At 59.6% G+C, this 23,862-nt stretch carries 22 protein-coding genes; 10 read left to right on the top strand and 12 right to left on the bottom strand.

Annotation, left to right across the window (positions count from 1 at the left end):
• Positions 1–158: 158 nt before the first annotated feature.
• The 3 genes from ACVWXW_RS02100 to rpsF all read right to left on the bottom strand — a co-directional run bounded on the left by ACVWXW_RS02100 (position 159) and on the right by rpsF (position 1,653).
• The gene (locus ACVWXW_RS02100; RefSeq protein ID WP_457402521.1) at positions 159–863 is read right to left on the bottom strand and encodes a M14 family zinc carboxypeptidase; all 705 of its coding nucleotides are present in this window, start codon (positions 861–863) and stop codon (positions 159–161) included.
• Positions 864–890: 27 nt separating this feature from the next.
• Complete coding sequence (locus tag ACVWXW_RS02095) at positions 891–1,289, bottom strand: single-stranded DNA-binding protein (RefSeq protein WP_414399054.1); 399 nt, start codon at positions 1,287–1,289, stop codon at positions 891–893.
• A 73-nt stretch (positions 1,290–1,362) separates the two neighbouring features.
• Positions 1,363–1,653 carry a 30S ribosomal protein S6 gene (rpsF, locus tag ACVWXW_RS02090; protein ID WP_011433268.1) on the bottom strand — a complete coding sequence of 97 codons (291 nt, stop codon included), beginning with the start codon at positions 1,651–1,653 and terminating at the stop codon, positions 1,363–1,365.
• Between the two features lie 231 nt (positions 1,654–1,884).
• Between rpsF and ACVWXW_RS02085 the strand changes: the two genes are divergently transcribed.
• The 4 genes from ACVWXW_RS02085 (at position 1,885) to ACVWXW_RS02070 (ending at position 4,621) form a co-directional block, all read left to right on the top strand.
• A complete protein-coding gene (locus ACVWXW_RS02085; protein ID WP_041436540.1) occupies positions 1,885–2,130 on the top strand; it encodes an acyl carrier protein in 246 nt (81 codons plus the stop codon).
• A gap of 45 nt (positions 2,131–2,175) precedes the next feature.
• Positions 2,176–3,456, top strand: a complete 1,281-nt coding sequence (gene fabF / locus ACVWXW_RS02080) for a beta-ketoacyl-ACP synthase II (RefSeq protein WP_414419164.1) — start codon at positions 2,176–2,178, stop codon at positions 3,454–3,456.
• Between the two features lie 12 nt (positions 3,457–3,468).
• Positions 3,469–3,738 (top strand): hypothetical protein, encoded by a 270-nt coding sequence (locus ACVWXW_RS02075; RefSeq protein ID WP_414350639.1) that lies wholly within the window; start codon positions 3,469–3,471, stop codon positions 3,736–3,738.
• Positions 3,739–3,799: 61 nt separating this feature from the next.
• Positions 3,800–4,621 carry an HAD family hydrolase gene (locus ACVWXW_RS02070; RefSeq protein WP_457402519.1) on the top strand — a complete coding sequence of 274 codons (822 nt, stop codon included), beginning with the start codon at positions 3,800–3,802 and terminating at the stop codon, positions 4,619–4,621.
• Here ACVWXW_RS02070 and queA read toward each other — a convergent pair.
• The 4 genes from queA to ACVWXW_RS02050 form a co-directional block, all read right to left on the bottom strand.
• Positions 4,618–5,781 (bottom strand): tRNA preQ1(34) S-adenosylmethionine ribosyltransferase-isomerase QueA, encoded by a 1,164-nt coding sequence (queA, locus tag ACVWXW_RS02065; RefSeq protein ID WP_457402517.1) that lies wholly within the window; start codon positions 5,779–5,781, stop codon positions 4,618–4,620. The two genes, ACVWXW_RS02070 and queA, sit on opposite strands and share 4 nt — an antisense overlap.
• Before the next feature lie 83 nt (positions 5,782–5,864).
• Positions 5,865–6,446 carry a dCTP deaminase gene (dcd, locus tag ACVWXW_RS02060; RefSeq protein ID WP_011433274.1) on the bottom strand — a complete coding sequence of 194 codons (582 nt, stop codon included), beginning with the start codon at positions 6,444–6,446 and terminating at the stop codon, positions 5,865–5,867.
• Between the two features lie 123 nt (positions 6,447–6,569).
• Positions 6,570–7,277, bottom strand: a complete 708-nt coding sequence (locus tag ACVWXW_RS02055; protein WP_457402515.1) for a cob(I)yrinic acid a,c-diamide adenosyltransferase — start codon at positions 7,275–7,277, stop codon at positions 6,570–6,572.
• A gap of 1,074 nt (positions 7,278–8,351) precedes the next feature.
• Complete coding sequence (locus tag ACVWXW_RS02050; RefSeq protein ID WP_457402513.1) at positions 8,352–9,563, bottom strand: phosphodiester glycosidase family protein; 1,212 nt, start codon at positions 9,561–9,563, stop codon at positions 8,352–8,354.
• A 336-nt stretch (positions 9,564–9,899) separates the two neighbouring features.
• Between ACVWXW_RS02050 and ACVWXW_RS02045 the strand changes: the two genes are divergently transcribed.
• Positions 9,900–10,826 (top strand): D-isomer specific 2-hydroxyacid dehydrogenase family protein, encoded by a 927-nt coding sequence (locus ACVWXW_RS02045; protein ID WP_457402511.1) that lies wholly within the window; start codon positions 9,900–9,902, stop codon positions 10,824–10,826.
• 56 nt (positions 10,827–10,882) lie between these two features.
• Here ACVWXW_RS02045 and ACVWXW_RS02040 read toward each other — a convergent pair whose 3' ends face one another.
• The 3 genes from ACVWXW_RS02040 to gltX form a co-directional block, all read right to left on the bottom strand.
• Entirely contained in the window at positions 10,883–11,965 is a 1,083-nt protein-coding gene (locus ACVWXW_RS02040; protein WP_457402509.1) for an isocitrate/isopropylmalate dehydrogenase family protein, read from the bottom strand.
• 167 nt (positions 11,966–12,132) lie between these two features.
• On the bottom strand, positions 12,133–15,390 hold the full coding sequence (locus tag ACVWXW_RS02035; RefSeq protein WP_457402507.1) for a GAF domain-containing sensor histidine kinase: 3,258 nt from the start codon (positions 15,388–15,390) through the stop codon (positions 12,133–12,135).
• Positions 15,391–15,469: 79 nt separating this feature from the next.
• Positions 15,470–16,909, bottom strand: coding sequence for a glutamate--tRNA ligase (gene gltX / locus ACVWXW_RS02030; protein ID WP_457402505.1), 1,440 nt, complete (start codon positions 16,907–16,909; stop codon positions 15,470–15,472).
• A 234-nt stretch (positions 16,910–17,143) separates the two neighbouring features.
• On the opposite strand from gltX, the gene ACVWXW_RS02025 reads away from it, so the two are divergent.
• Positions 17,144–17,494, top strand: coding sequence for a hypothetical protein (locus ACVWXW_RS02025; RefSeq protein WP_011433285.1), 351 nt, complete (start codon positions 17,144–17,146; stop codon positions 17,492–17,494).
• 286 nt (positions 17,495–17,780) lie between these two features.
• Here ACVWXW_RS02025 and miaB read toward each other — a convergent pair whose 3' ends face one another.
• Positions 17,781–19,115 (bottom strand): tRNA (N6-isopentenyl adenosine(37)-C2)-methylthiotransferase MiaB, encoded by a 1,335-nt coding sequence (gene miaB, locus ACVWXW_RS02020; protein ID WP_457402502.1) that lies wholly within the window; start codon positions 19,113–19,115, stop codon positions 17,781–17,783.
• Between the two features lie 121 nt (positions 19,116–19,236).
• Here miaB and ACVWXW_RS02015 point away from each other — a divergent pair, with 121 nt between their 5' ends.
• From ACVWXW_RS02015 to argB, 3 genes are read left to right on the top strand one after another with little or no spacing between them, the layout of a single operon-like run.
• On the top strand, positions 19,237–19,671 hold the full coding sequence (locus tag ACVWXW_RS02015) for a BlaI/MecI/CopY family transcriptional regulator (RefSeq protein WP_414423600.1): 435 nt from the start codon (positions 19,237–19,239) through the stop codon (positions 19,669–19,671).
• Positions 19,668–20,549, top strand: a complete 882-nt coding sequence (locus ACVWXW_RS02010; protein WP_457402500.1) for a M56 family metallopeptidase — start codon at positions 19,668–19,670, stop codon at positions 20,547–20,549. The genes ACVWXW_RS02015 and ACVWXW_RS02010 overlap by 4 nt, the downstream gene beginning before the upstream one ends.
• 59 nt (positions 20,550–20,608) lie before the next feature.
• Positions 20,609–21,547, top strand: coding sequence for an acetylglutamate kinase (argB, locus tag ACVWXW_RS02005; RefSeq protein ID WP_457402498.1), 939 nt, complete (start codon positions 20,609–20,611; stop codon positions 21,545–21,547).
• Here argB and ACVWXW_RS02000 read toward each other — a convergent pair.
• A complete protein-coding gene (locus ACVWXW_RS02000; protein WP_457402496.1) occupies positions 21,544–22,353 on the bottom strand; it encodes a hypothetical protein in 810 nt (269 codons plus the stop codon). The genes argB and ACVWXW_RS02000 overlap by 4 nt on opposite strands.
• Positions 22,354–22,615: 262 nt before the next feature.
• On the opposite strand from ACVWXW_RS02000, the gene ACVWXW_RS01995 reads away from it, so the two are divergent.
• On the top strand, positions 22,616–23,851 hold the full coding sequence (locus ACVWXW_RS01995; RefSeq protein ID WP_457402494.1) for an RNA-guided endonuclease InsQ/TnpB family protein: 1,236 nt from the start codon (positions 22,616–22,618) through the stop codon (positions 23,849–23,851).
• Positions 23,852–23,862: the final 11 nt, after the last annotated feature.

Genomic DNA, 23,862 nt, shown 5'->3' with positions numbered 1-23,862 from the left:
ACTTCGGGGTTGACCTCTGACCCCTTTTCCCTCGACTCCAAGCTCCCCTCTGCTCTGCCCCACCTATCTGTGTTGTAGAAGATTTGGGCGAGAAAACCCCAGATATCTTGAACGAACTAGGCAGATTGGCAACGAAAGTTCAGAGATCTTGACACCGGTCAGAAGGCATCGCCTTGGGCTGCCCACTCCAACACCGCCTGCAGCGCCTCGGCCTGCTCTTGCCAGACTTGATCGAGGGGAGTGCCCCGCAGGATTTCCAGCGTTAGGGTTGGGATCCGCCGTTCCTGCCCTGCCCAAGTGCCCAGAGAACCAGGGGTAGGGTAGCCAATGTCGGCGGTAATGGGCAAGCCGTTGCGAGCAGCCATCACCTGGGCCAGCTCAAGGGCAGGGCCGTTGTAGTTCACGCAGGGGTGTGCCTGACAGGAGTGGGCAGAAAGGATAAATTGGGGCCGCATCTGGGCCAAGCCCCCCAACAACACTTGCGTTTCGGGCTCGGAGCCTGGGGCCGATCCGGGCGGATAACGAGCTTCCAGAGAGGCCGGGATCCAATCTTGGGTGGGCAGATTGCGGTTGAGATCCACACCGTTGGCATTGAGACGTTGCCCCAGGGCACAGCCATCCGGGTTCAAGCGAGGGATTGCCCATAGGGTCGCTTTCCCGGCCAGGGATCCCCATCTCCCCGAGGCCACATAGCGCTCGATCAGAGTGTATCCTTCCACCTCGTCCCCGTGTACTCCGCCGATCAGCAGCAAGGAGCGGATCCCTTGGGTGAGCTGCCAAAGGTGAATGGGACGCCCCTGCACCGAGTAGCCGATGACCCGCAGGGATCTCAAAGGTTCACCCGCAGCAAGTTCCTGAGACATGGGGGATCCCGGCAAGTCTCGCAACCGTTAGAACGGGAGATCGTCCGGCTCCGGTGGGGAAACCACATCCCCCTCAGAGGATTCCACAATCGCCGGTTCACCCATCCCCGTCAGAGAGAGGACGCGAGCGGATCCCAGTTGATGGACACGGCGCGCGGTGATCTCGGCCAGCTTTTCCTTGCGCCCATCTCGCTCCACCACATTCATGTGCAGTTGGCCTTCCACTGTGATTTGGTCGCCCACATGGCAGGTGTCCACCACCCTTTTGGCCAGTTCTCCAAAAGAGGAAACGCGCACCCGGTAGGGCGGCTCATCCGGGCGCAAGCTGGGAAAGCCAATCACCAAGGACGCAACAGCTAAGTTATCAAGGGTGTAGCGCAGCTCTGGCTCAGACAGAACCTCGCCCATCAACACAATCGAGTTCATAACGGAGCCATCCAGGGATAAGGGGCAGCTCAGCGCACTTCCATCATGCCCGCAGGCCAGGATGCCGTCAAACCTAGCCGACGCGGAGAGTCATGTGGCGCAGCACACTCTCGTTGATGCGCAGGTTTTTCTCCCAGGCAGCCACCGCATTGGGTTCGGCTTCGTAGTTGAACTGGATGTACAGACCTTCCTTAAACTTTTTCATCTCAAACCCGGCAAAGCGGCGCTTGCCCCTATTGGTAATCTCCACGTGGGTTACTCCGTTCTCTCGCAGGATTGCCTCCTGACTGCTGAGCAGTTGTTCGAGGGGTTCATCTGACAGATCAGGACGCACAATCAGCATCGTTTCGTAAGCGCGGGGCATGGAAGCGAGTTCTCCTTAGAATCCAGTGGTAGAGACGCAGTGGACTATACTAGCTTTTCTTTCCTGCAACCGAAAAGGCTGCCGCCCAATTCCCATACCCTGGCCGCAGCAGCCAATGCAGGTGAGGCTGCTCACAAGAGGGGATCCATTGTCCGATACAATAGGGATTGCTTCATTGGCCGCCGGTTGGCCCGGCCAAGACACGCTGAATCGAGAGTTGGGATTCCAAGCATGAGCGCAGACGAAGTTTATAGCCGTGTTCGTAAGATCGTGTCCGATCAACTGGGCGTGGAAGATGACAAAGTGACCCCGGAAGCCAATTTCCAGAACGACCTGGGGGCCGACAGCCTCGATACGGTGGAGCTGGTCATGGCTTTTGAAGAGGAATTCGACCTGGAGATCCCCGATGAAGATGCAGAGGGGATCGCCACCGTGCAAGACGCTGTTAACTACATCCTCTCGAAGAAAGCTGCCTAGTCTGCCCCCAGTTCTGACTCTATACCCCCGGGCTAACACCGGACGATGGCTACCACAGATCCCGCCACTGCTTACAGACCAACCCGCCGCGTTGTGATTACGGGCCTGGGTGCGGTCACCCCTATCGGCAACTCTCCTGCCGAGTTTTGGCAGAGCTTGCTGGCAGGGCGCTCCGGCATTGGGCCGATTACCCATTTCGATGCCTCCCGCCACGACTGCCGTATTGCCGGAGAGGTGAAGGGATTTGATCCCCTCGACTACTTGGATCGCAAGGATGTCAAGCGCACCGACCGCTTTGTGCACCTGGCGATGGCGGCCACCCGGCAAGCCTTGGAGGACGCTGACTTTCGCATCACCGCTCTCAACGCCGAGCAAGTGGGGGTGATCTTGGGCACCGGCATCGGCGGCATCCGCGTCTTGGAAGAGCAGCAGACCATCTATCTGCAGAAAGGGCCGGATCGCTGTAGCCCCTTCATGGTGCCCATGATGATTGCCAATATGGCTGCGGGTCACCTGGCCATTCATTTTGGCGCCAAAGGCCCCAATTCCTGCACAGTTACGGCCTGTGCCTCTGGCTCCAACGCCATTGGCGATGCCTTTCGGCTCATCCAGAGGGGAGAGGTGCAAGCGGCGATTACAGGTGGCACGGAAGCGGCGGTTACCCCTTTGTCCATGGCGGGGTTTAGTGCCATGAAGGCCCTTTCCACCCGCAACGACACCCCGGAGCAAGCCTGTAGGCCCTTCGATCGGGATCGGGATGGCTTTGTCATGGGGGAAGGAGCAGGGATCCTGGTGCTGGAGGAGTTGGAGCACGCCCGCGCCCGCGGGGCCAAGATCTATGCGGAGATAGTCGGCTATGGCCTCACCTGCGATGCCCACCACATGACCAACCCTGCCCCCGGCGGCGAGGGAGCGGCCCGGGCGATGCGGCTGGCCCTCAAGGATGCCGGGCTTCAGCCTGGGGATGTGCAACACATCAATGCCCATGCCACCAGCACCCCTGTAGGGGATATCGCCGAGGTCCAGGCCATCAAGTCGGTCTTTGGCGAGCATGCCCCCCGTTTGGCCATCAGCGCCACCAAGTCCATGACCGGCCACCTGTTGGGGGGAGCGGGCGGCATTGCCACGGTGGCCACAGCTTTGGCCATCCACCACGGCTGGGTTCCTCCCACCCTCAACTTGGACAACCCCGATCCCGAGTGCGAAGGGCTGGATTTTGTCCCCCACAAGGGGCGGCAGATGGCTGTCGAGGCCGCTTTGGTGAATGCCTTTGGGTTTGGTGGGCACAACGTCACGCTGGCCTTGCGCCGCTACTCTCCCGCTTGAAGGGCTTGGCCTATGTCTTCTCCCGAAAGTTCACTGCCCTCAGTTCGCCAACAAGCCTTGGCCGCTTTGACGGCGGAGCTGGCGCAGCAGGGTCACCCGCCCGAATATGCTCAGCACATGGCGGCGGCGGTTATTTTTCAAGCGGATTTGGATCTGTGTGCAGCTCAATTGGCGCGGGTGCTCAGTTGGCTGAAGCAAAACCATCCTCAGCTCTATCCAGAGGCAGTGCAATTGGTGGACACCACTCGGGAAGAGTTCGAGCGTCGCGTCCAAAATGGATAGACAAGCCATCTGCTTTGATGCAGTTGGGTTGCGGTCGTTAGCAGAGGGTGATGTCCCCCCTATGGGACTGCAAGGGGTGATCTTGAGCTGGAGTGGAGTGGTGGCCGATGACGAGAACTTGCACCTGCAGGCCATCAACCAACTGCTGGTGGAAGAGAACCTGCGCCCCTGGAACCTCTGCTGGCCTCAGTCGGGATCCCCTGGGCAGCGGGAGCTCTATCGGCTGCAATACCTGGGCCGACCGGATCGAGAGCGCCTGCCGGCTCTGTGGGGGGATCAAGGGCGGGTGCTCAGCCCCAAACAACTGGAAGAGCTGCTGAAACGCAAGGCCCTATACTACCGACAGGCTTTGCAGGGGCAGAGGGAATTGCCTCTCATTCCCGGTTTGGCGGAAACTTTGGAGACGCTGGAGCGGCTGCAACTGAAGGTCGGCCTGCTGTGCGGCCAATCGGCAGCCGAGGTGACCGCTTTTCTGGAGCGTTTCCAGTCCTGTTGCCCGGCCCTGATACGGTTGACCGATGTGGGCTCCTATCGAGTGACGGGGGATGATGCAGGCCCAATATTTTCCCCAGGACACTTGCACCGCCTGCTTTTGCAGCGGATGGAATTGCCTGCCCAGGCGTGTTTGAGCATTGAAGCCACCTACTCCGGCATTCAGGCAGCCCGTTCGGCAGGGATCCCGGTGCTGGCTCTGGCCACCTTCTTTCCTCTGCACATGCTGCAGCGGCGGGCCAATTGGGCGGTGGACGGCTACCATCAGGTGGAATGGGATCGCATCCGGAACTGGTTTGCCGGCGGGCAAAACCGTCCTTCGACCCCAGTTGAAGCAGAAGCGGAGGCCGGTTCCTTCAAGGGATCCCAGGGAGGTCAGCCCCAGCCCTAGGGCAGGATCAGCATGCCATCCCCAAAGGAATAGAAGCGATACCCCTGGTCGACGGCCTCTCGGTAGAGATCCAGCAGCCTTTGCCGCCCGATCAGCGCAGCCACCAGCATCATCAGGCTGGAGCGGGGCAGATGAAAATTGGTGACCAGTCCTTGAATCACCCGCCAGGAGTAGCCGGGGTAGATGAAGAGATCGCTTTTCCCCTGCCAAGGCTGCAAGGTGCCAGAGGCTGCCGCGGTTTCCAAAGAGCGCACCACAGTCGTTCCCACCGCGATCACCTGCCCCCCGCGGGCTTGGGCTTTTTGGATGGCTGCCACCGTTTCTGCCGGCACCTTGAGCCACTCGCTGTGGAGACGATGCTCGGTTACCCGCTCCGCTTCCACCGGTCGGAAGGTACCCAGGCCGATGTTCAGGGTGATGTAGGCGGTTTGGATCCCTTTTTGGGCCAGCCGCTCCAGCAGCTCCTGGGTAAAATGCAGCCCTGCCGTGGGAGCAGCCACCGAGCCGGGGTGTTTGGCCCAGAGGGTTTGGTAGTCTTGAGGGCGAACCTGTCCGGAAGCCTTGATGTAGGGAGGAAGCGGGATCCGGCCCACCTGTTCCAGGATTTCCTCAAAAGGTTGCGCCCCTTCCCACTCAAACTGCACCACTCGCCCGCCGGTTTCCAGATCCAAAGCCAGAACAGTGGCCCTCAGCCCAGAGGGGGATCCCTCCTTGCTCCAAAAACCAATCCGATCCCCCACCTTCACCCGTTTGCCCGGCCTGACCAAAACCCGCCAGCTCCACGCCTGATCCGGCAGAGGTTGCGCAGCGGCAGGGATCCCTTCCAGGCAAGGCTCCAGCAGCAACACTTCGACCCGCGCCCCGGAGGGTTCCTTAGCCCCGAACAGGCGGGCCGGGATCACCTTGGTATCGTTGAGAACCAGCAGATCCCCTTCCTGCAGGTAGTCAGGCAGATGGCAGAAGCGGCGATGCTCGTGCCTATCCGGGTACACCACCAGCATCCGCGCCTGATCCCTGGGCTCCACCGGCGTTTGCGCAATCCGATCTGGAGGGAGGGTGTAGTCGTAGGAAGCTGTGAGCAGATCCGGATTGGGCTCCCTATCGCCCAAAGGCTCAGCCTCACCGGGGGGAGCGGCAGCAGGCGAAAAAGAGTCAGGCATGGAGATGAATCAAGATGGGGTTCTACGTGGATCCAGCATAGCCAACCGGATCCCGCCAACCCTCTCCCTTTTGAGGGAAGCAGCTAAACCTTGGCCACCACCACCTGCTGCGGCTGATCCTGATACTTGCCGGCGCGGTCGGCGTAGGTCACTTGGCAGGGATCCCCTTCCAGAAAAAGAAGCTGGACCACCCCTTCGTTGGCGTACACACGGCAGTCGGCGCTGGAGGCGTTGGAAAACTCCAGGGTGAGATAGCCCCGCCATCCCGCTTCAGCCGGCGTCAGGTTGGCAATCAGACCCACCCTGGCATAGGAAGATTTGCCAATGCAGATCACGGTAATGTTATCCGGGACTTGCAGCCGTTCCAAGGACACCCCCAACCCATAGGAGTGGGCCGGGATGATAAAGTAATCCCCCATCTCGTCGTGGTGCAGCTCCACCGCTTCCAGATTCTTGGGGTTAAACCGCTTGGGATCCACCACCGTGCCGGGCACATGGCGAAAGATCTTGAACTCCACCGGCGACAGGCGGATGTCGTAGCCATAGGAGGACAGCCCGTAACTCAAAACAGGCCGAGATTCAACAGCGCGCACCAGCTCAGGGCAGAACGGCTCGATCATCCCTCGCCGCGCTTGCTCACAGATCCAGCGGTCGTTTTTTAACATGGATGCAGCCGGCTTCCTGGAGAGTGAGGGCACATCTGGTGGACAAGCTCCAGTCTTATTGGGACTCCGCCCCCCTGACGCGACCCGTGTTGCCTAGGTCTTTCGGAGCGGAAACTGTTTGCGCTAGCGGTGCGGAGCAACATGGGCTGCTGTAGGCATAGCACCTGTGCCGCTGACTTGAGGGGGATCCAGAGAACAGGCAACATTCCCATCGGCAGTGCGGAGCCCTGGGCCTGGGATGCCACGTAGGCGCAGCTGCGTGATCAAGTCCGCCCGCTCCAGAAACGAATCCGGCATCTCCGGCCCGGTGATCACCATGTCCATGGAGATGGGGCGTTGGTCGATTAAGCTCAGCACTTCCGCTTCTGGGATCAGGCCCAACTTCACAGCCAAGCTCAGCTCATCCAACACCACCAAGTCGTAGCGGCCACTCCTGACGGCCTCCTGGGTGAATTGCCACAGCTCATCCAATGCCACCCGCTCCTCAGGCTCTAGGTGAGGTGTATCGATGCACCGGTGCAGGCGACAGCGAACCCACTCCAAGGATCTGCCCAGGGAGAGACGATTTTCGGGCCCCTGGTTGATCCCACCCTTGAGAAATTGCACGATCAGCACCCGCGTTCCCTGGCCGGCCAAGCGCAGCGCCTGGGCCATGACAGGCGTAAACATGCCTCGGCTGGGGTGGGTGTAAAGCTGCAGGGATCCCTGGGGAACCAACTGGGCGGAGAGGGCTCCATTCTGCTGAAGGAAAAGCTCGCCGGCAGCAGGGCTGGCTTGAGCCGCAGGCTGTTTGGCGCGGGCTACAGGAGCGGCATCCTTGGAGGAAGGCATAGGATTTGGAGAAGCAGTGCAAACCACGTTCTATCTCGCGAGCAGGCTAGAGAACACGGCCCTAGGTTATAGGGCCTACAAGTGGTGGAGAGCGTCGGCTATGGATTCCATGAAACACCACCTGTGCGTATCCGTCAATGAGTCGGTTCTGCTTCTAGCTGGCATACAAATCATCCCCAATAGAGTAATAGAAAATACAATCCTTGCCCATCCTAGCCTTTTGGCACAAGAGGCAATACCTGAAAAGCTTTGACAGGGGATCTCAATAAAATTTCAGGCCTAGCCCAGAAGCTTGTGTGTGGGGCTATCTCACTTGAGTATAGAGGTGCTCTATAAAAATTTGAGAAAAAGATCAATTTCTTCCAAATAAGATTAACTCTCACAAACAGGAATGCCAGTACCAGCAGCCCACCCACGAGAGAGGAGCAAGGGTCAACCTACCCCAAAAGCCTTGTCCACCAGGAGAGATAGTCATTTTTAAAATAACTATACATTTGGTCGGGAGCCGGGTAGGCCTACACATTAGCGAACATTCGTAGTAGAGAGAATTGTAACCAAAAGTCCAAGGAGTTAATTTCTAACCTCGAGAGTGAAGAAATATAAATTCGTCAATCATCTTCGTCAAAAAATGGATTATTGACAATACTTTTTTGAAAACCAGCATCTGATTTAGCAGAAGCGTAAAGAATTGCGTGCCTTTTATACTCTGAGGTCGTCTTCTTCAAGAGATCGCCTCTTTGATCATTTTTCTTACCGGTCTCAAGGCCAATGTTTTCTACTTAATTTAATCTCTATTTCTGTTATGAGAAATGAGCATTGGGCGTTCAGTTTGGATCCCACTTAAAATTGACCTGAAAAAGCTCTGGGGCTTTGGGTGCTGAGATTGCCGGGATCCCATTGCGCAATCAAAGCCGAGTCCTTCCTCTGGCGAGGAGAGATTTTTGTTGAGAAGGTAGATCCAATCCTGGAGAATACTTGACCCCTCATCCAATCAGCCAGAAAGTCCGGGGATCCCACCCTCGATCCCTGGATCAAAGGGAAAAGACTCCATCCCGCCGGCACAAAAGTTTTCTGTCACCGACTTGGGCTTGGGAAAAACCCTAGGCCATTGTGAACTCGGGGTGTACGCCGCCGGGAGGGACTGGGATCCGTCTCGCTGTTGAGTGGGCTGGCTTCTGGGTGTCGGTGTTCCAAATTGACGGCTTCTCCCCCCAGCACCAAGGTGGAAGCATTGCCCCCATCCAAGTTCAGGGCATGGCGACAGCCCAATTGCTGCATCAACTGTGCCATCTCCAGCAGGGTGAGCCCTTGATTTTCCTGGGCATTGCCGGCGGTCACCAGCAGCAAATGTCCGCTGTCCAGTTGGCCGATGGCACTGCGGGCGGCTCGCTGCCGGCGAAAGAGAGGCTGAAATCCCTCCAATCGGGCATCCAAAACCACCTGTCCATCCAAGAGCAAGAGCGGCCCTGCCCCTAGGATGTGGGGATAAGCTTCCAGCTCGGGCGGATCCAAGCGCAGATGAAGGCTGAGGCGATCCCCGGGAACCAGCTTGCGGGCTTCTAGGGCACCTTCTAGCCCCCGCCCTGCCAATACATACCCCTCGCTGGGAATCTGTACCGTCAAACTGCCGGCCAGGCCCGCCACCAGAATTTCTTGCACCTGATCCTGCCGCACCATCACGAGCATTTCGTCGTCCGTTTGGGTGGTGTAGGTGGATCCCCAGTCGGGGGTGAACTGGGAGATGCCAGGCAGGATATAGCCTGTATTGATGCCCACCACCGGGATCCGGTCCCCAATGTCATTGCGCAGCTCTGCTTGCATCCGCAGACGGGCAAAGCGCACGGATCCCCCTTCTTGCCCTACCGTCCCATCCGACCAAGCGATGACCCCACGACCCAAAATGGGGCTGGAGATCCAGCGGCCATCCCGACGAATTGCCCCCAGCGGCTGACGGGTGTTGCGGTTGAAAAACCCACCGTTAATGGCGGCCACTGCCCCCTGTTCGGGGCCAAAGGAAGACAGCTCCCCCAGACCCACCAGCCCCGCAGGTGCAGCCCAGATAGGCCGCAGTTGGCCCGCTGCGAGAGAAATGACCACGATAGAAACGGGGATCCGATTGTCTCCAACCCAAACCTCCTTCTGGTACAAAGGGATCCCTTGCACCACCCGCACCGGCTGCACACCGAGGGTCACCTGAGCTTGAGCAGCCACGCTGGGCAAAAAGAGAGCAGCAGTGCAGGCTAACCCCCAGCCCATGACCCAGGCGCTCAGCTTGGTTTTGGACATGTCTTCACGTCTTTAGGGCTTCACCATTGTCATTGGGAGATGATTATCCCCCTGCGGCAAAGGTTCCCATCACAATGAGCGACAACAGGATCCCGGGAAAGAGCAGCGTCACCAAGATCAGCAGTTCGGATAGGGTCATTGGGGAATGCTACCTACTTAAGGATTGAGCCAACACAGCAGCCCTAATTTTCACCCTAGCGATCCTATGGAAGTGGCCCAGGATCCCTTTGGGATCCCTTAACACTCGATCACCGGTTTTTGCGGCTGCCCGTGCATGCCATCTCTCGCTCTGCCGACAGTATCCTGGCAAGGGGAAAGCCTTATCCAACGGTTCCTATGGGCATCCAAGGCAAACGCATTGCCGTCGAACCCGGCCATCTTCGCCCCTGGCTCAAAGAGGCTGTTTTGGCGGGGGGCGGCGAAATTGTGCCCCTGGCAGAAGCAGAAGCCTTGGTCTGGGCCGATGCCTTTGATGTGCCTGGCCTGAAGCGTTGTCTGGCGGAAGGGAAAGGGATCCGCTGGGTGCAGTTGCCCTGGGCGGGGGTAGAGCCTTTTGTCCGGGCAGGGGTTTTGCATCCTGCCTATGTGTGGACTTGTGGCAAGGGAGTCTATGCTCAACCGGTGGCAGAACATGCCTTGGCCTTGACCTTGGCCGGCTTGCGCGACTTGAAGATCCGCGCCTTGGCCCAAACGTGGCAGGAAGGCTCCGGTACCAGCCTCTGGGGCAGCCGCGTGGTCATTTTTGGGGCCGGGGGCATCGCCCAAGAGTTGATCAAGCTGTTGCAGCCTTTTCAATGCTCCATCGACGTGGTGCGTCGCAAGGCGGATCCCTTGCCGGGGGCCACGCGGGTGGTGACGCTCGCGGAACGGCAAACGGTGTTGGCAGAGGCAGACGTGGTGATCCTGGCTTTGGCTCTCACGCCGGAAACTGAGGGGATCATCGCCCAAGCTGAGTTGGAGCAGATGGGATCCCAGTGCTGGCTGGTGAATGTGGCGCGAGGCAAGCACATCGTGACCTCCGACTTGGTGGCCGCCCTGCAGCAGGGGGTCATTCGCGGGGCCGCCTTGGATGTCACGGATCCCGAGCCCCTACCGGATGGGCATCCCCTCTGGAGCTTGCCCAACTGCCTGATTACCCCCCACACTGCTCTTACCGATGCCATGATTGTCCCAGCCCTCTCTAAGCGGGTGCGAGAAAATGTGCGGCGCTTCCGGGCCGGGGATCCCTTGCTAGGGGTGGTGGATCCGGTTTTGGGGTATTGAGTCCTCTAGCCCCCCTCCCTTGGGGAGCCTGGGATCAGAACATTTGACGCCAAACCCTACTGCGGAGCCATCTCCTGCACGCGGGCAGCAATGGCCTCTGCCATCTCCTGAGTGCCGACGGGATCCCCTGTGGCCAGGTCATAGGTGACCTGCTTGCCCTCGGCGATCACCGCCTGCACCGCCGCCTCCACCCTTGCGGCAGCCTCCCGCTCTCCTAGGTAGCGCAGCATCATCGCCCCGGAGAGGATCAGAGCGCAGGGGTTGACTTTGTTTTGGCCGGCATATTTGGGAGCAGAGCCGTGAATGGCCTCAAAAACCGCAATGCCGTCGCCGATGTTGGCCCCCGGCGCCACCCCCAGCCCGCCGATCATCCCCGCGCACAAGTCGGAAATGATGTCCCCGTAGAGGTTGGTGAGCACCAGCACATCGTAGAGCTGCGGCTTTTGCATCAGTTGCATGCACATGTTGTCCACGATGCGATCTTCAAACTCGATGTCGGGGTACTCCTGGGCCACCTCCCGTGCCACCTGCAAAAACAAGCCATCGGTGAACTTCATGATGTTGGCTTTGTGCACTGCCGTCACCTTCTTGCGGCCATTCTGGCGGGCGTACTCAAAGGCAAATTTGACAATGCGGCGGCTGCCGAAGTCCGAAATGGGCTTGATGCCGATGGCGGATCCCTCGCGGATGGGTTTGCCGGAGAGGCGCATCATTTCCTCCCGCGCTTGGATGGCTTCCGGCGTGCCCCGTTCAAACTCGATCCCGGCATAGAGATCTTCAGTATTTTCCCGCACCACCACTAGGTCAATGTCTTGAAAAGGGCTTTTGACACCGAGCATGGATTTGGCCGGGCGCAGATTGGCGTAGAGATCCAGCTCCTTGCGAATGGCCACGTTGACCGAACGAAAGCCAGTACCTACGGGAGTGCCAATCGGCCCTTTGATCGCCACTTTGGTTTCCCGAATGGACTCCAACACCTGGGGTGGCAAGGGGGTGCCGTATTTTTCAATCACCTCCACCCCTGCCTCTACCGGGATCCATTCCAACCCAACCCCGGTAGCCTCCAGGACCGTGGTCATCGCCTTGGCCACTTCCGGGCCAATGCCATCCCCAGGGATCAAAGTCACACGATAGGCCACAGATGCTTCTCCTCGCAGTGTTAACGACAGCGCAAAAACTCCGCCTTGCCAGCGTGAGAGGATCCCTCCACCAGACAGGTTAGAGAACCGGGAACCCTTGAGCTTAAACGACTATAGAACAGGTTGAGACCGAAAATGCTGCGTCTGCTACCTCAGAAAAGGGGGGGCTAGCCGCAAGATCGGGGACTCGGCGGCAGAGGGACTCGCAGCTCTACAACTGTGCCACTGCCAAAGCGGCGATTACGCCAAGCAATGCTTGCCCCGATCAACTCGGCTCGGTAGCGCATGTTGAGCAACCCGTGTCCATGGCCAGACGGCTGGGCGGGATCCACCCCACTCTTGGACGCCGGCATACCGCAGCCATCGTCGATGATCTTCAGCTCCAAGTGGGTGTAGGGAGCCTGAGGGTTGGTAGAGGAACCCGCGTCCTGTTGCGCCTTGGGCTGAATGATGAGATCGATGCGCCGTGCCCCTGCGTGTTTGACGATGTTGTTCAGAGCCTCCTGCACGATGCGGAAAATGTTGCTCTGGCAGGTGGGGCTGAGACGGGAGAGCAGGCCATCGGCTTGGTTGTCGAAACGGGTGAGGAGAGGATGGGGGGAACGTTGGGCGGCCCGTTCCAGGAGACTGCGCAGAGCCGGGCCAAGGTTAAAGGCCCGCATGGCCGTCGGCTGCAAATCTTCCACGATCCCGCGCAATTCGGCCATGGTCTCTCGCAGTTGGGCGCTCATGGCCCGCAACTGAGCCTGTCCGGCTGGGCCAATGGTCGGATCGCCGGATAGCTCTTGGATCTGGCGAGACAAAGCTCCCAGATCTGCCAAGGTTTGGTCGTGCAAATCGGCGGCCAACCGACGACTTTCCGCCTCTCGCCCCTCGGTTAGGCCCCGCAAAGCTGCTGCCGTCGCCTCCTGACGGCGAACCTGCTCGTAGAAAGAGGCCCGCTGCAAGGCTACTGCCGCAATGTCCGCCAGCGCGTTCACCAAGTCCGTATCTCTGGGGGAAAATCCGGCGGCTTCTGAGGCGATATCGGCGGTTTTGCTTCCCCGAACTGCCGGCTCAAACGGCGGCATGAAGGCGCAAAGCACCCCGGCCACCTGGCGAGCATCGGTGACTATCGGCACACCCAACAGGGAGCGGATGCCCTTTTGCAGCAGATGGCGGCGGGCGTGGGCAGACAATGGGAAGGTGTTGACATCTGGAATCAGCAGCGTGTTCAGGTGGCTGTAGCAATTGACCCAGAGGAGCTGGCTTAGCTCAGGGGGCAGCGTCTGTCCCCTTTGGGAAGGGATCCCCGGCTGACGGCAATACTCTTGGATGATGGCCAGAGGTTCTGCAGGAGCGCCGGCCAAGGGTTGCTGAGCCAAAGGACTCCGTCCCGCCTCTGGTGGGGCTGTTGCTCTGCCTACGGCAGGGGAAGGGGAACCGCAAGGCTGTCGCGACGAGGCTGCGAACGGCTCATGGCCACTGCAGGGCGCCACAAAACTGCACCGCTCAACCTGCAAAGCCTCTGCCATGCCCTCGAGGGCAATCTGCACCACCTCCTGGGGATTGTAGGTGCCGCTGAGGCGCTGGGCAATCTGGCGCAAAAGGCTTTCCCGCTGGGCAGAGCTACGGGTTTGCTCGTAAAGCCGCGCTTGCTTGAGGGCGATCCCCGCCTGCTCGGCCACGGCTTCTGCCAACTCCAGATCCTCCGGCTGCCAAGGACGAGGGGTCAGGGAATCGCTACCAGGGTAGCGGATTAGGGCAATGCCCCCCAACAGTTCTTGGGGCCTGTCCGGATGCTCAGAAGCAAATAGGGGCACCAACAACAGCCCACTCCCCTGGCTCTGAGGCTTTAGATCGGCCCAGGACTGAGCCGTCTGCGGCTCCGGCACCACCACAGGCCCCCTCAAGGTGGCGAGCAAACTGGCCCCCAAGCGCAACTTGGCTCGAATCGTCTCCGGCAAGTCCGGCGGGATCCCAGGCTCAACCCAGGGGCAATCTGGGGATCCCACCAACGGCCCCCTTGTCGGCAACAGAGTGTCCAGCAACGACTCCGTCCCGCCCACGCGAACGGTGGGGGAAAGCTGCGGCGCATAAAGGCCAACAGGGTGTAGCAGCTCCTGCTCCGGCTGCCAGAGGGCCAAGATACACACATCTGCCTGAAAAGCCGCCCCGATCTGCTGGGTGATCGCATGGAAGAGGGTGGTGGGCTCCAGGCTGGAGCGAATCGCCGCCGTGATCGAGTGCAACAGAGCCAGCCGTTCCGTCTGCTGATGGGCATGCTCGAACAGGCTGGAACGGGTGAGGGCAATGGCCAGTTGAGAGGCCACCGAGCGCAACAGCTCGATCTCCTCCGGCTGCCAAAGGTGGGGTGTGGTGACGTACACTCCCAACAACCCAATCATCTCCCCTGGCTCTGCAGCCAAACCGGGCCGTCCCCCATCCTTCCCGCCAACCTCCGAAAGCCCTACTCCTGCCGAGCCCACCGACTGCACCGGGATCAGCACCGCCGAGCAAGCCTGCAGCGCCTGGAGAGCGGCCAACCCCTCTGGGGTCAGGAGATCTCGATCCGGCAGCAGAGGCAAGGCTATTTGCACCACCTGCCCCGTCCGCAGGCGCTCGCACAGCGAGCCAAAGTCCTGGATCCGGTACACCTCTCCTAGGGAGGGGGTTAGCCCAGGGCTCAGGGCCTCATGGCTGACCCGAACCGTCTGCTGATCCGGGCTGAGACTGTAAAAACAGCAGCGGCTCAGCCCCTTCACCCCTTTCGAGAGAAAGGCCTGCTGCAGCTCCTTCAGGGCAGTGCTGACGATTTGATCCCACTGCAAAAAGCGGTGAACAGTGCTGGTGATGCGGTTGAGCAGCGCCTCCCGCACCGCCTGCCGTCGGCTGCGCTCCAGCAGCTTGGCATTGATGATGGCGCTGGCGATATAGGAACAGAGGAACTTCACCACTTCCAGAAAGCTGGCTTCCAGAGGTGTCCGGCTCAACAGAGCCAAAGCCCCCAGCCGCTCCTCCCCCCGGTTAATCGGGTAGGCAACAAAGCCTCGCAAGCCATTGGCCTTCACCCACTCCGGGGCGGGCATCCAGGCTTCTTGGGCGGGATTGTTGCTCAAAAGCGGCAGCCCCTCCTGGGCCACCCGTCCCAAAGGGCTGTCGTCAGGATAGATCCGCTGAATTTGGTCGTGAGCAGGACTGAGCAGGCCGGCATGGGCCACCGACTGAAAACATCCTTCCTGCGGGTCGAAAAACCAAAGGCGAGCTGAGGCTGCACCCAGACGATCCACCATCTGCCGTACCAAGGTCTGGGCCAACTTGAGCACACACTGCTCCAGCTCCCTCGTCTCTACAGAGTCCGAAGAGGATGGGGAAGATAACTGAGAAGAGAGCAGCACCAGTTCTTGGACAATTTGGTTTGCAGCCTGTAGCTGGCGTGACAGCATGGGATCCCGATTGCGGCAGCGGTGCGGAGCACTTTCAACAGAGGCAACCGAAGGCATGACAGCAAGAGATGGGCTTCCATCAACAAGGAACCAACTTCTGCACAGCCTCTAACCGCCCCAAAGCCCAGCCCCGCCGCTGGAGAAGGGCAAAAGATTCCAGCAAATCCGGCCCCTGCAGATCCCCTGTCAGGGCAGCCCGCAAACTCTTCATCAGCAGGCCCTTTTTCATGTTCTGGCCCTTGGCCACCTGATCCACCAGCGGTTTTAAGCTGTCCGCCGAAACCTGGGGCAGCTCGGCAGCAGCCAACGTGGTGGCCATTGCAGCCATAGCCTCTGCCACCCCAGGCAGGCGCAACTGTTCCAGAGCTGGCAACGTGTAGCTGAGGGGCTCCTGAAACAAAAAGCGGCTGAGCGGAGGAGCCTCTGCCAGGCGGTCGATACCATCGGCAATCAGGCGGGCCACATCTTCCAACCAGGTGGGATCCGGCACTCCGGAAAGGTCAAACCCTGCCGCCTGCCAAAAGGGGGTGAGCCGTTCTACCAGTTCTGGCGGAGAAAGCCGCTTGATGTACTGGCTGTTGATCCAGTTGAGCTTGTCCCAGTCAAAGCGGGCAGCCGCACGGTTAACCCGGTCAAAGTCGAACAGCGCAGCCGCCTTTTCCAAAGAGAAAAGCTCTTCCCCATCCGGGGGCGACCAACTGAGCAAAGCCAAATAGTTCTTGAGAGCTTCCGGCAAAAAGCCCAGCTGCTGGAACTCCGTCACCGAAGTTGCCCCATCCCGTTTGGAGAGCTTTTTCCCTTCCGGGTTCAGGATTAAAGGAGAATGGGCGAACTGGGGAGGTTCGTGACCAAGAGCACGGTAGAGCAAAATCTGCTTGGGGGTATTGCCGATGTGATCTTCGCCGCGAATCACATGGGTGATGCCCATGTCGATGTCATCCACCACCACCGCCAAGTTGTAGAGAGGGCAGCCATCCGCCCGGGCAATGACCATGTCTCCTCCCAAATCCTGGGTGTTCCAGGTAATGGGGCCGCGAATGAGATCCACCCAAGACACCTCTAGGGGCTCCTCGATTTTGAAGCGGATCACTGGCTGCCGACCCTCGGCTTCGTAGGCCCGTCGCTGGGCTTCGGTGAGAAAGCGGTGGCGGTTGTCGTAGCGGGGGGCTTTGCCGGCGGCCTTCTGGGCAGCGCGCATCTCCTCCAGCTCCGCCTCGCTGACGTAGCAGCGGTAGGCCAACCCTCGATCCAGAAGCTGCTGCACCACTGCTTGGTAGCGCTCGATGCGCTTGGATTGGTAGATCGGCCCTTCATCCCAGTCCAGACCCAACCAGGCCAGGCCTGCCAAAATATTGCGGGTGTAACGGGGCAAAGAGCGATCGCGATCGGTGTCCTCAATGCGCAAAATGAACCGGCCACCGTGGCGACGGGCATACAGCCAGTTGAACACTGCCGTCCGGGCGGTGCCGATGTGCAGATTTCCGGTTGGGCTGGGGGCAAGGCGAACACAAACACTCACAGGTCTAAGGATCCCAAGCAGAGCATCCTGATCCTAGTCGGCGGCGAGATCCTTTGTCATGTTGGCCCTCCATTGGGTTGCAGGCGGTTGCCAATTGAGGCATTTCGAGTAGAATCCGCTCTAGCCGCCGGTCAAAAGGTAGGCTGCACGGGGATCAAGGTTGACTGGCAATGTCCAACCCCCCCTTTTTTCCGGTGTTGAGGAAAAGCTGTAGCGCAGGAGGAATCCCAGCACATGCGTCTGACTTTGGCCATTCTTCTGGGTTGTCTGTCCGCCGGGATCCCGATTGGATCCGCCTTGGCCCAAATTGCCTATCCTTCCTATCCGGTGGGAGATGCCCTGGATAGGATCCTGTTGGATACAGGTAGGAATGTGGATCCGGTCATTTTCCCTGAGGAGGTGGTGCGCTCCCAGGCCCGGCAGACCACCGCCTTCTTCACCACGCTGCTGAACCAACGCACCAACATCCCACCCCTGCGCTCGCTAGATTTGCCCAGTCCCTATCAGGCTTCGGTTCGTACCCAGGCCGGGTACTACCGCGTGACCCAGACAGAGCCCGTTTTGGATTTTGAAATCTTGCGCTAGGCAGGGCAGGTATTCGGGGCCTGTTCCAGCGCCGGCCTGTTGCTGTTGCCAAAACGTTGTGTATGAAGCTCCGTTCTACTGCTGCGCGGAAGAAAGCTAGCTAGGGCGGTGGTTGTGCCCTGGTCGGCGTGGCGGAAAGGGCAGTGACTGCCTGGCGGTTGCCTTAAAGCTGTTCACCCAGGAGGGCATGGTTTTTCTCAGCGAAACAGCTCCCTGGAGAGGCGCTCCGCCGGCGCAATCGGACAAGAGGGAACTGGGGAAAGTTGTGTTTGTGAGAGCCTTCATCCTATGGCCCGCTCGCGCGGACGGTAACTGCCTCTCCGGTCAGCGAAAAAGCTCGCGTGGCGGTAATGCGCACCGGCACCAGGGATCCCTTCAGTTGCTCCGGATTCCCTTCAAAGAACACCAAGCGATTGCCGCGGGTACGCCCCATCGCCTGGCGGGGGTTTTTCGGGTTGGGGCCTTCCACCAGCACCTCTTGCACCTGGCCTAAGAGTCGGGCGCTGCGAGCGGCAGCCACCTCGGCCACCAGTCGGTTCAGCCGTTGCAGGCGGTCGCTTTTTTCCTCTTCAGGCACCTGGTCGGGCCACTCAGCGGCGGGGGTGCCGGGACGAGGGGAGTAGGCGGCGGTGTTCACTTGGTCAAAGCCAATGTCCTGCACCAGTTGCAGGGTTTCTTGGAACTGAGCTTCGGTCTCTCCCGGAAAGCCGACAATGGCATCGGCGCTGATGGCGGCTTCGGGCATGTATTGGCGGATGAGCTGGATGATCTGGCGATAGCGCTCGTGGGTGTAGCCGCGCCGCATCCGCTTGAGCACTTCGTTGCTGCCCGCCTGGAAGGGAATGTGGAAGTGCTCGCAGACTTTGGGCAGCTCGGCGCAGTTGGCGATCAGCTCCTCGGTAAAGTAGCGCGGGTGGCTGGTGGCAAAGCGAATCCGTTCAATACCTTCCACCGAATGGACGAAGCGCAACAAGCTGGCCAGGTTGGTTTTCGGATCCAGATCCCGTCCGTAGGCGTCGATGTTCTGCCCCAGCAACGTCACCTCGCGGTAGCCCGCTCTGGCCACGTCTTCGATTTCGGCGCGAATGGCCTGGGGCTGTCGGGACTGCTCTTGCCCTCGCACCCGCGGCACGATGCAGTAGGTGCAGCGCTCGTTGCAACCGTAGATGACATTGATCCAAGCAGTGACCTGGCTGTCGCGGCGGGGCTTGGTGATGTCTTCTGGGATCTCAACCGGCTCGGTGGCCACCACCTGGTTTCCAGCTTCCACCTGCGCCAACAGATCCCCAAGGCGGTTCACGTACTGGGGGCCCATGACCAGATCCAGCTCAGGGACGCGGCGCAACAATTTTTCCCCTTCCTGCTGGGCCACACAGCCGGCCACAATGAGCTTGATGGCTGGGTTTTTGCGCTTGCGCTGCGCCTGGATGCCCAGGTAGGAATAGACCTTTTGCTCAGCATTGTCGCGGATGGTGCAGGTGTTGTAGAGAACTAAGTCCGCCTGCAACTCATCTTCGGTGGCCACATACCCCAGGGACTCCAGGATCCCGGCCATGCGCTCGGTATCGGCGCGGTTCATTTGGCAGCCGAAGGTGATGGTGTGGTAGGTGGGAGCAGCCATGGGAAGTAACAGCACAAAGAACCACCATCTTCGAGCTTAGCGGATCCTTAAAATGGCTGCGGGGCTTGAGACTCCAACAGTTAATCTAGCTAGATAGAAATTCCTACACCGGCAAAGGCTCATGTTGCCCAAGCATCGTCCCAAGCAACTATCGCTGGGCCCTCTGGAATCGGAAATCTTGGAGATCCTCTGGGATCTGGGCAGCGCCAGCACCCGTCAAATCCACGAGCGCATCTTGGCCGATCCGGATCGGGAGCTGGCCTATGCCTCTGTGACTACAGTTTTGCAGCGCTTGAGCCAGAAGGGCTGGGTGAGCTGTGAGCGCCGCACCGATCCCCAAGGGCGGCATTTGCCCATGCTGTGGCGGCCTCGTCTTTCGCGTCAGGAAGCGGCCAGCCTCAGGGCCTTCACCCACCTGCAGCAGTTTTTGGCTGTAGGGGATCCCGATACGGTGGCAGCCTTTGCCGATAGCCTGGATCAGGCCAGTGTGTCCCAGTTGCAGGCGATTGCCGAACGGCTGCGGGCAGCCCGTCAAGCCAGGAGGGATCCGCGATGAGCCACTTGGGCATGTTATTGCTGGGCTTGGGCCTCAGTTGGCTGTGGCGGGTGCAAGTGCGCCTGGATAAGGGGGGCGGGTGGAGCCGACGTTGGCAGCGGGCTTGGATCCACTTCTTGCTGCCCCCGCTGCTGTTGCTGACCACTGCTCTGGCCTTGGCCTGGATGGGGCCGTGGGGACAAATGGCCGGAGCAGGGGGCTGGTTCTGCTACGGCTGTGCCCTGCTGTTGCTGGCCGTGGCCGGCGGCGTGGCCTTGCACTGGATTTGGGAATACTGGCGCTCCTATCGACGTGCCCATCTGCAAGCTCTGGCCCAGGTGGATTTGCATGGCTCTCCGGCCTACGTGCTGGATTTGGAGATTCCTTTTGCTGCCCAAGTGGGGGTGTGGAATGCCCAGTTGGTGGTCAGCCGCGGCCTGCTGGAGCAGTTGGATGATGAGCACTTGCGGGCCGTAATCGCCCACGAAGAGGCCCATCGCCACTACCGCGATACCCTCTGGATGTTTGGAGTGGGCTGGCTGCGACGCCTCACCGGCTGGCTGCCCAACACCGAGGCCCTGTGGGAGGAATTGCTCACCCTACGGGAGCTGCGGGCGGATCGCTGGGCGGCCCAACGGGTGGATCCCTTGTTGTTGGGAGAGGCCCTGCTGCAGGTGGTGGGCTATGGCGTGGTGGAGCAACCGGCGGCAGCTTGGGTTGGCTTTGCAATGGCCGTGAGTTCAGACCCAAGGCAGCGGCTGCAAGAGCGTATCGATGCCCTGCTGCAGCAGGCAGAGTCAGGGCCCGTCGATCCCCTACCCCATTCTTCTTCCATTCGGGGTTGGGCCTGGTTGGGGTTGTCCCTATTGCCTTTGCTGGCGATCCCGTTCCATACCTGAGGATCTGCAGGATGCGATACTCTGGGTCAGGTTTTCTGGACTTCTAGGGACTTACAGCAGTGCAAACCAACTCTTCCCTTTCTGAGGCGACCGGGTCGGCGTGTGATCCCCTTACGCGGGCGCAGATCCTCATCGAGGCTTTACCCTACATTCAGCAGTACCAGGGCCGCGTTATTGTCATCAAATACGGCGGCGCAGCCATGGTGCACCAAGAGCGACGGGCCGAGGTGCTCCGAGACATCGTCTTTCTGGCCTGTGTGGGGATCCGCCCGGTGTTGGTGCATGGGGGGGGGCCGGAGATCAACAGTTGGCTACAAAAACTGGACATTCCCTTCAAGTTTGTGGATGGCTTGCGGGTTACCGATGCCGCCACCATGGAAGTAGTGGAGATGGTGTTGGTGGGCAAGGTCAACAAGCAGATCGTGCAGCTCATCAGCTTGGCCGGCGGATCGGCGGTGGGGCTGTGCGGGCGAGATGGCAACTTGATCAAGGCGCGATCCCAGGGCCGGGCGGAGATTGGCTTTGTTGGGGAAGTGAGCAGTATCAACCCCCAGTTGCTGCAAACCCTATTGGAAGGTGGACAGATTCCGGTGATCTCCAGTGTGGCTGCCGATGAGACGGGCCAAGCCTACAACATCAACGCCGATACGGTGGCGGGAGAACTGGCGGCCTCTCTGGGGGCAGAAAAGCTGATTTTGCTCACCGACACCCCTGGCATTCTCAAAGATCCTCAGGATCGCAGCTCTCTGATTACGTTGCTGGATATCGAGACGGCTCGCCAGTTGATCCAAGCCGGTGTCGTCAAGGGCGGCATGATCCCGAAGGTGCAGTGTTGCATTCGCGCCTTGGCACAAGGGGTGCGGGCAGCCCACATTCTGGATGGGGGATCCCCTCACTCTCTGCTGCTGGAGATTTTGACCGATGCCGGGGTGGGCACCAAGCTGGTTCCTTCTCAGTTTTCCGCTCAGTTGGAAGGACTGAACAACGGATCCCGCTAAGCTTCCTTGATAAAGCGCAGGATCTCCCGCACATGGCCGAGAAACTGGCTATCCACACTGAGCTGAGCCACAGCTTGGTGGGTCTCCTGGCGCAATTGCCTGTGCTCCAGCTCGTTGCTGGCCCGCAACTGTTCCAGTTGGGCTTTGAGCGCGGCCAGCTCCTGCCGCAGGTAGCGCCGGGTTTCTTCCTCTTGTTGGGCCCAAGAACCGGGCTTGCCGGGATCCCATTGCTCCTGCAACTGCTCGACTTGGCGCTGCAACTGCTCTAGTCGTTCCGCCAGCTCGAGGGCATCTTCGCGAGGGATCTGGATTTGCCCTTGCAACTGGGCCAAGCGGTCGGCCAAATACTCGTAGCCCCGGATGGCCGGGCGCAGAGCCGTTAACAACACCGCAGCCACGGCGCTGGGGTAGCCAATGGGGGTGACTTGCCCAACGGCCAAGCCATAGAAAGCTAGAGCCGACAGCCCATGCAGGGCAATGGCCACGCGCAACGACCAGCGGCTGAGCTTTTGTAGGAAAGCCAAGGTTGAATCTTCCACCGGGATCCCTCGTTCCTGAGACACGACCGCCTCCTGCTGAACGGCCTTGGCCTGAAAGTAGAGGTTCCAGGGAAGGGTGACGATCACCACCAGCCACCAAAAGCTGGCGATCCCAATGGCCCAATCGGCCAGCTCCCCAATAGGTAGCCCAAAAGCCCGCAGCAGGACAAACAGGATCCCACCGCCAATCAACAACACCAGCCCCGCCACCCAAACTGGGAAAAAGATTTTCGAGTAAGACACGGAGTAAGAGGTTGAGTAAGACATTGCCGGTTTCTCCTCATCAAGCTGCCTACAGCCTGCCCGAACCGAGCGGCCAGAAGCTCCTGAAGCGGCCAGTTTTCCGTCCGTCCCAGAGCCATTAGGGGTGCAGCTATAGCCATTCCCAATGGCGAGGAAACCCTTGCGGATCCCAAACTCCCTCTCCCTCAGGGAGAGCGCTTAGAGTAGATCAGCTAGAAATCGCAGGAGCCCCGCACTGTACCCGTAGGGTCAGTGCCGGGAGGAATGCGGAAGTCACAATAGAACCATGACCCAAGTCCTGACCGTCTCCTGCAAGCTCAAGGTGTCCCAGTCGCAAGCCGCCAAATTGGACGCGACTTTGGAGGCTTTTGGCCAAGCCTTGAATTGGGTCAACCAGAACACGCCGGAGAAAGTCGCCAACGCCGTTAAGCTCCAGTCTCTGTGCTACCGCGAAATCCGTGCCCGGTTCGGCTTGTCCAGTAACTTGGCAAGGACTACGTCCCGCTTACGCGACCAGCAGGTCTGCAGACGGCTGGCCGGCGCCCGTAAAGTTGCCCAACAGAAAAACCGCCCCGTCAAAGCGTTCAAAGGGGGCTTCGCTACCTACGATGCACGTATCTTTTCGTTCCGCGAGAAAGACTGGACGGTGTCGCTGACCACGGTGGAGGGTCGAGAGCGCTTTGAGCTGGCGATTGGCCGTTACCAGAGAGAACAGTTGGCAGGCTCCAATCCCAAATCTGCCACTCTGGTCAAGCGCAAAGACGGCTCCTACTCTATTCAGATCCGCGTGGAAGCGGAGCCATCCCCGCCGCAACGCACGGGCAGAGTGCTGGGGGTGGACTTGGGAAGGACGGATATTGCTCATACATCGGAAGGAGATAACTGGAATGGACAGCAGTTGAACAAAGTCCGAGACCATCACTCGCGGTTGAGGGCGGTACTTCAACGCAAAGCCAGTAAGGGCACCCGCAGTTCGCGGCGCAGATGCAGAGAACTGTTGCAACGGCTGTCTGGCAAGGAGAGACGCTTTCAGGCGTGGGTCAATCATCGCATCTCCAAAGCTATTGTCTCTAGGGCAAAGGCGACAAACAGCGCTATCGCCCTGGAAGACCTGACAGGGATCCGGGAGCGCATCAACCAACAACCCCGCAGTAAAACTGAACGGCGCAGGGCCAACAGTTGGGCGTTTTATCAACTCCGTCAATTTTTGGAGTACAAGGCTCTGCGTGCAGGGGTTGCTTTGATTCTGGTGCCGCCTGCCTACACGTCGCAGACCTGCCACCGGTGTTTGCACATTCATCCCGACCCTGCGCAATCCTACCGCAGTGGAAAGAAGTTTAAGTGTGGACACTGTGGATGGGAAGGGGATGCGGATTTGAATGGTGCGAATGTGATTGCGCTTTTGGGGGCTGTCGTAAACCAGCCTAGAGGTTCGTGGTTGGCTTGCCAACTGCAGGGCTACCGAAAGCCCGCTCCGTACCGCTTTAGCGGTCGGAGTCGGGTAGTTTACTGCTCTCTATGAGTTGTCTTTGT

This window comes from Thermostichus sp. MS-CIW-30 (genome assembly GCF_054058015.1).
Note: the sequence above shows the minus strand (reverse complement) of the source record. Positions and strands in the feature narration are given on the sequence as shown.

Coding starts and splice junctions, on each gene's coding strand:
- ACVWXW_RS02010 (WP_457402500.1), top strand. CDS start 19,668: ATGAGCCACTTGGGCATGTTATTGCTGGGCTTGGGCCTCAGTTGGCTG.
- ACVWXW_RS02035 (WP_457402507.1), bottom strand. CDS start 15,390: ATGCTGTCACGCCAGCTACAGGCTGCAAACCAAATTGTCCAAGAACTG.
- ACVWXW_RS02015 (WP_414423600.1), top strand. CDS start 19,237: ATGTTGCCCAAGCATCGTCCCAAGCAACTATCGCTGGGCCCTCTGGAA.
- ACVWXW_RS01995 (WP_457402494.1), top strand. CDS start 22,616: ATGACCCAAGTCCTGACCGTCTCCTGCAAGCTCAAGGTGTCCCAGTCG.
- ACVWXW_RS02050 (WP_457402513.1), bottom strand. CDS start 9,563: ATGTCCAAAACCAAGCTGAGCGCCTGGGTCATGGGCTGGGGGTTAGCC.
- ACVWXW_RS02075 (WP_414350639.1), top strand. CDS start 3,469: ATGTCTTCTCCCGAAAGTTCACTGCCCTCAGTTCGCCAACAAGCCTTG.
- ACVWXW_RS02000 (WP_457402496.1), bottom strand. CDS start 22,353: ATGTCTTACTCAACCTCTTACTCCGTGTCTTACTCGAAAATCTTTTTC.
- fabF (WP_414419164.1), top strand. CDS start 2,176: ATGGCTACCACAGATCCCGCCACTGCTTACAGACCAACCCGCCGCGTT.
- rpsF (WP_011433268.1), bottom strand. CDS start 1,653: ATGCCCCGCGCTTACGAAACGATGCTGATTGTGCGTCCTGATCTGTCA.
- dcd (WP_011433274.1), bottom strand. CDS start 6,446: ATGTTAAAAAACGACCGCTGGATCTGTGAGCAAGCGCGGCGAGGGATG.
- ACVWXW_RS02025 (WP_011433285.1), top strand. CDS start 17,144: ATGCGTCTGACTTTGGCCATTCTTCTGGGTTGTCTGTCCGCCGGGATC.
- queA (WP_457402517.1), bottom strand. CDS start 5,781: ATGCCTGACTCTTTTTCGCCTGCTGCCGCTCCCCCCGGTGAGGCTGAG.
- ACVWXW_RS02085 (WP_041436540.1), top strand. CDS start 1,885: ATGAGCGCAGACGAAGTTTATAGCCGTGTTCGTAAGATCGTGTCCGAT.
- ACVWXW_RS02055 (WP_457402515.1), bottom strand. CDS start 7,277: ATGCCTTCCTCCAAGGATGCCGCTCCTGTAGCCCGCGCCAAACAGCCT.
- ACVWXW_RS02100 (WP_457402521.1), bottom strand. CDS start 863: ATGTCTCAGGAACTTGCTGCGGGTGAACCTTTGAGATCCCTGCGGGTC.
- ACVWXW_RS02095 (WP_414399054.1), bottom strand. CDS start 1,289: ATGAACTCGATTGTGTTGATGGGCGAGGTTCTGTCTGAGCCAGAGCTG.
- miaB (WP_457402502.1), bottom strand. CDS start 19,115: ATGGCTGCTCCCACCTACCACACCATCACCTTCGGCTGCCAAATGAAC.
- ACVWXW_RS02070 (WP_457402519.1), top strand. CDS start 3,800: ATGGGACTGCAAGGGGTGATCTTGAGCTGGAGTGGAGTGGTGGCCGAT.
- ACVWXW_RS02045 (WP_457402511.1), top strand. CDS start 9,900: ATGGGCATCCAAGGCAAACGCATTGCCGTCGAACCCGGCCATCTTCGC.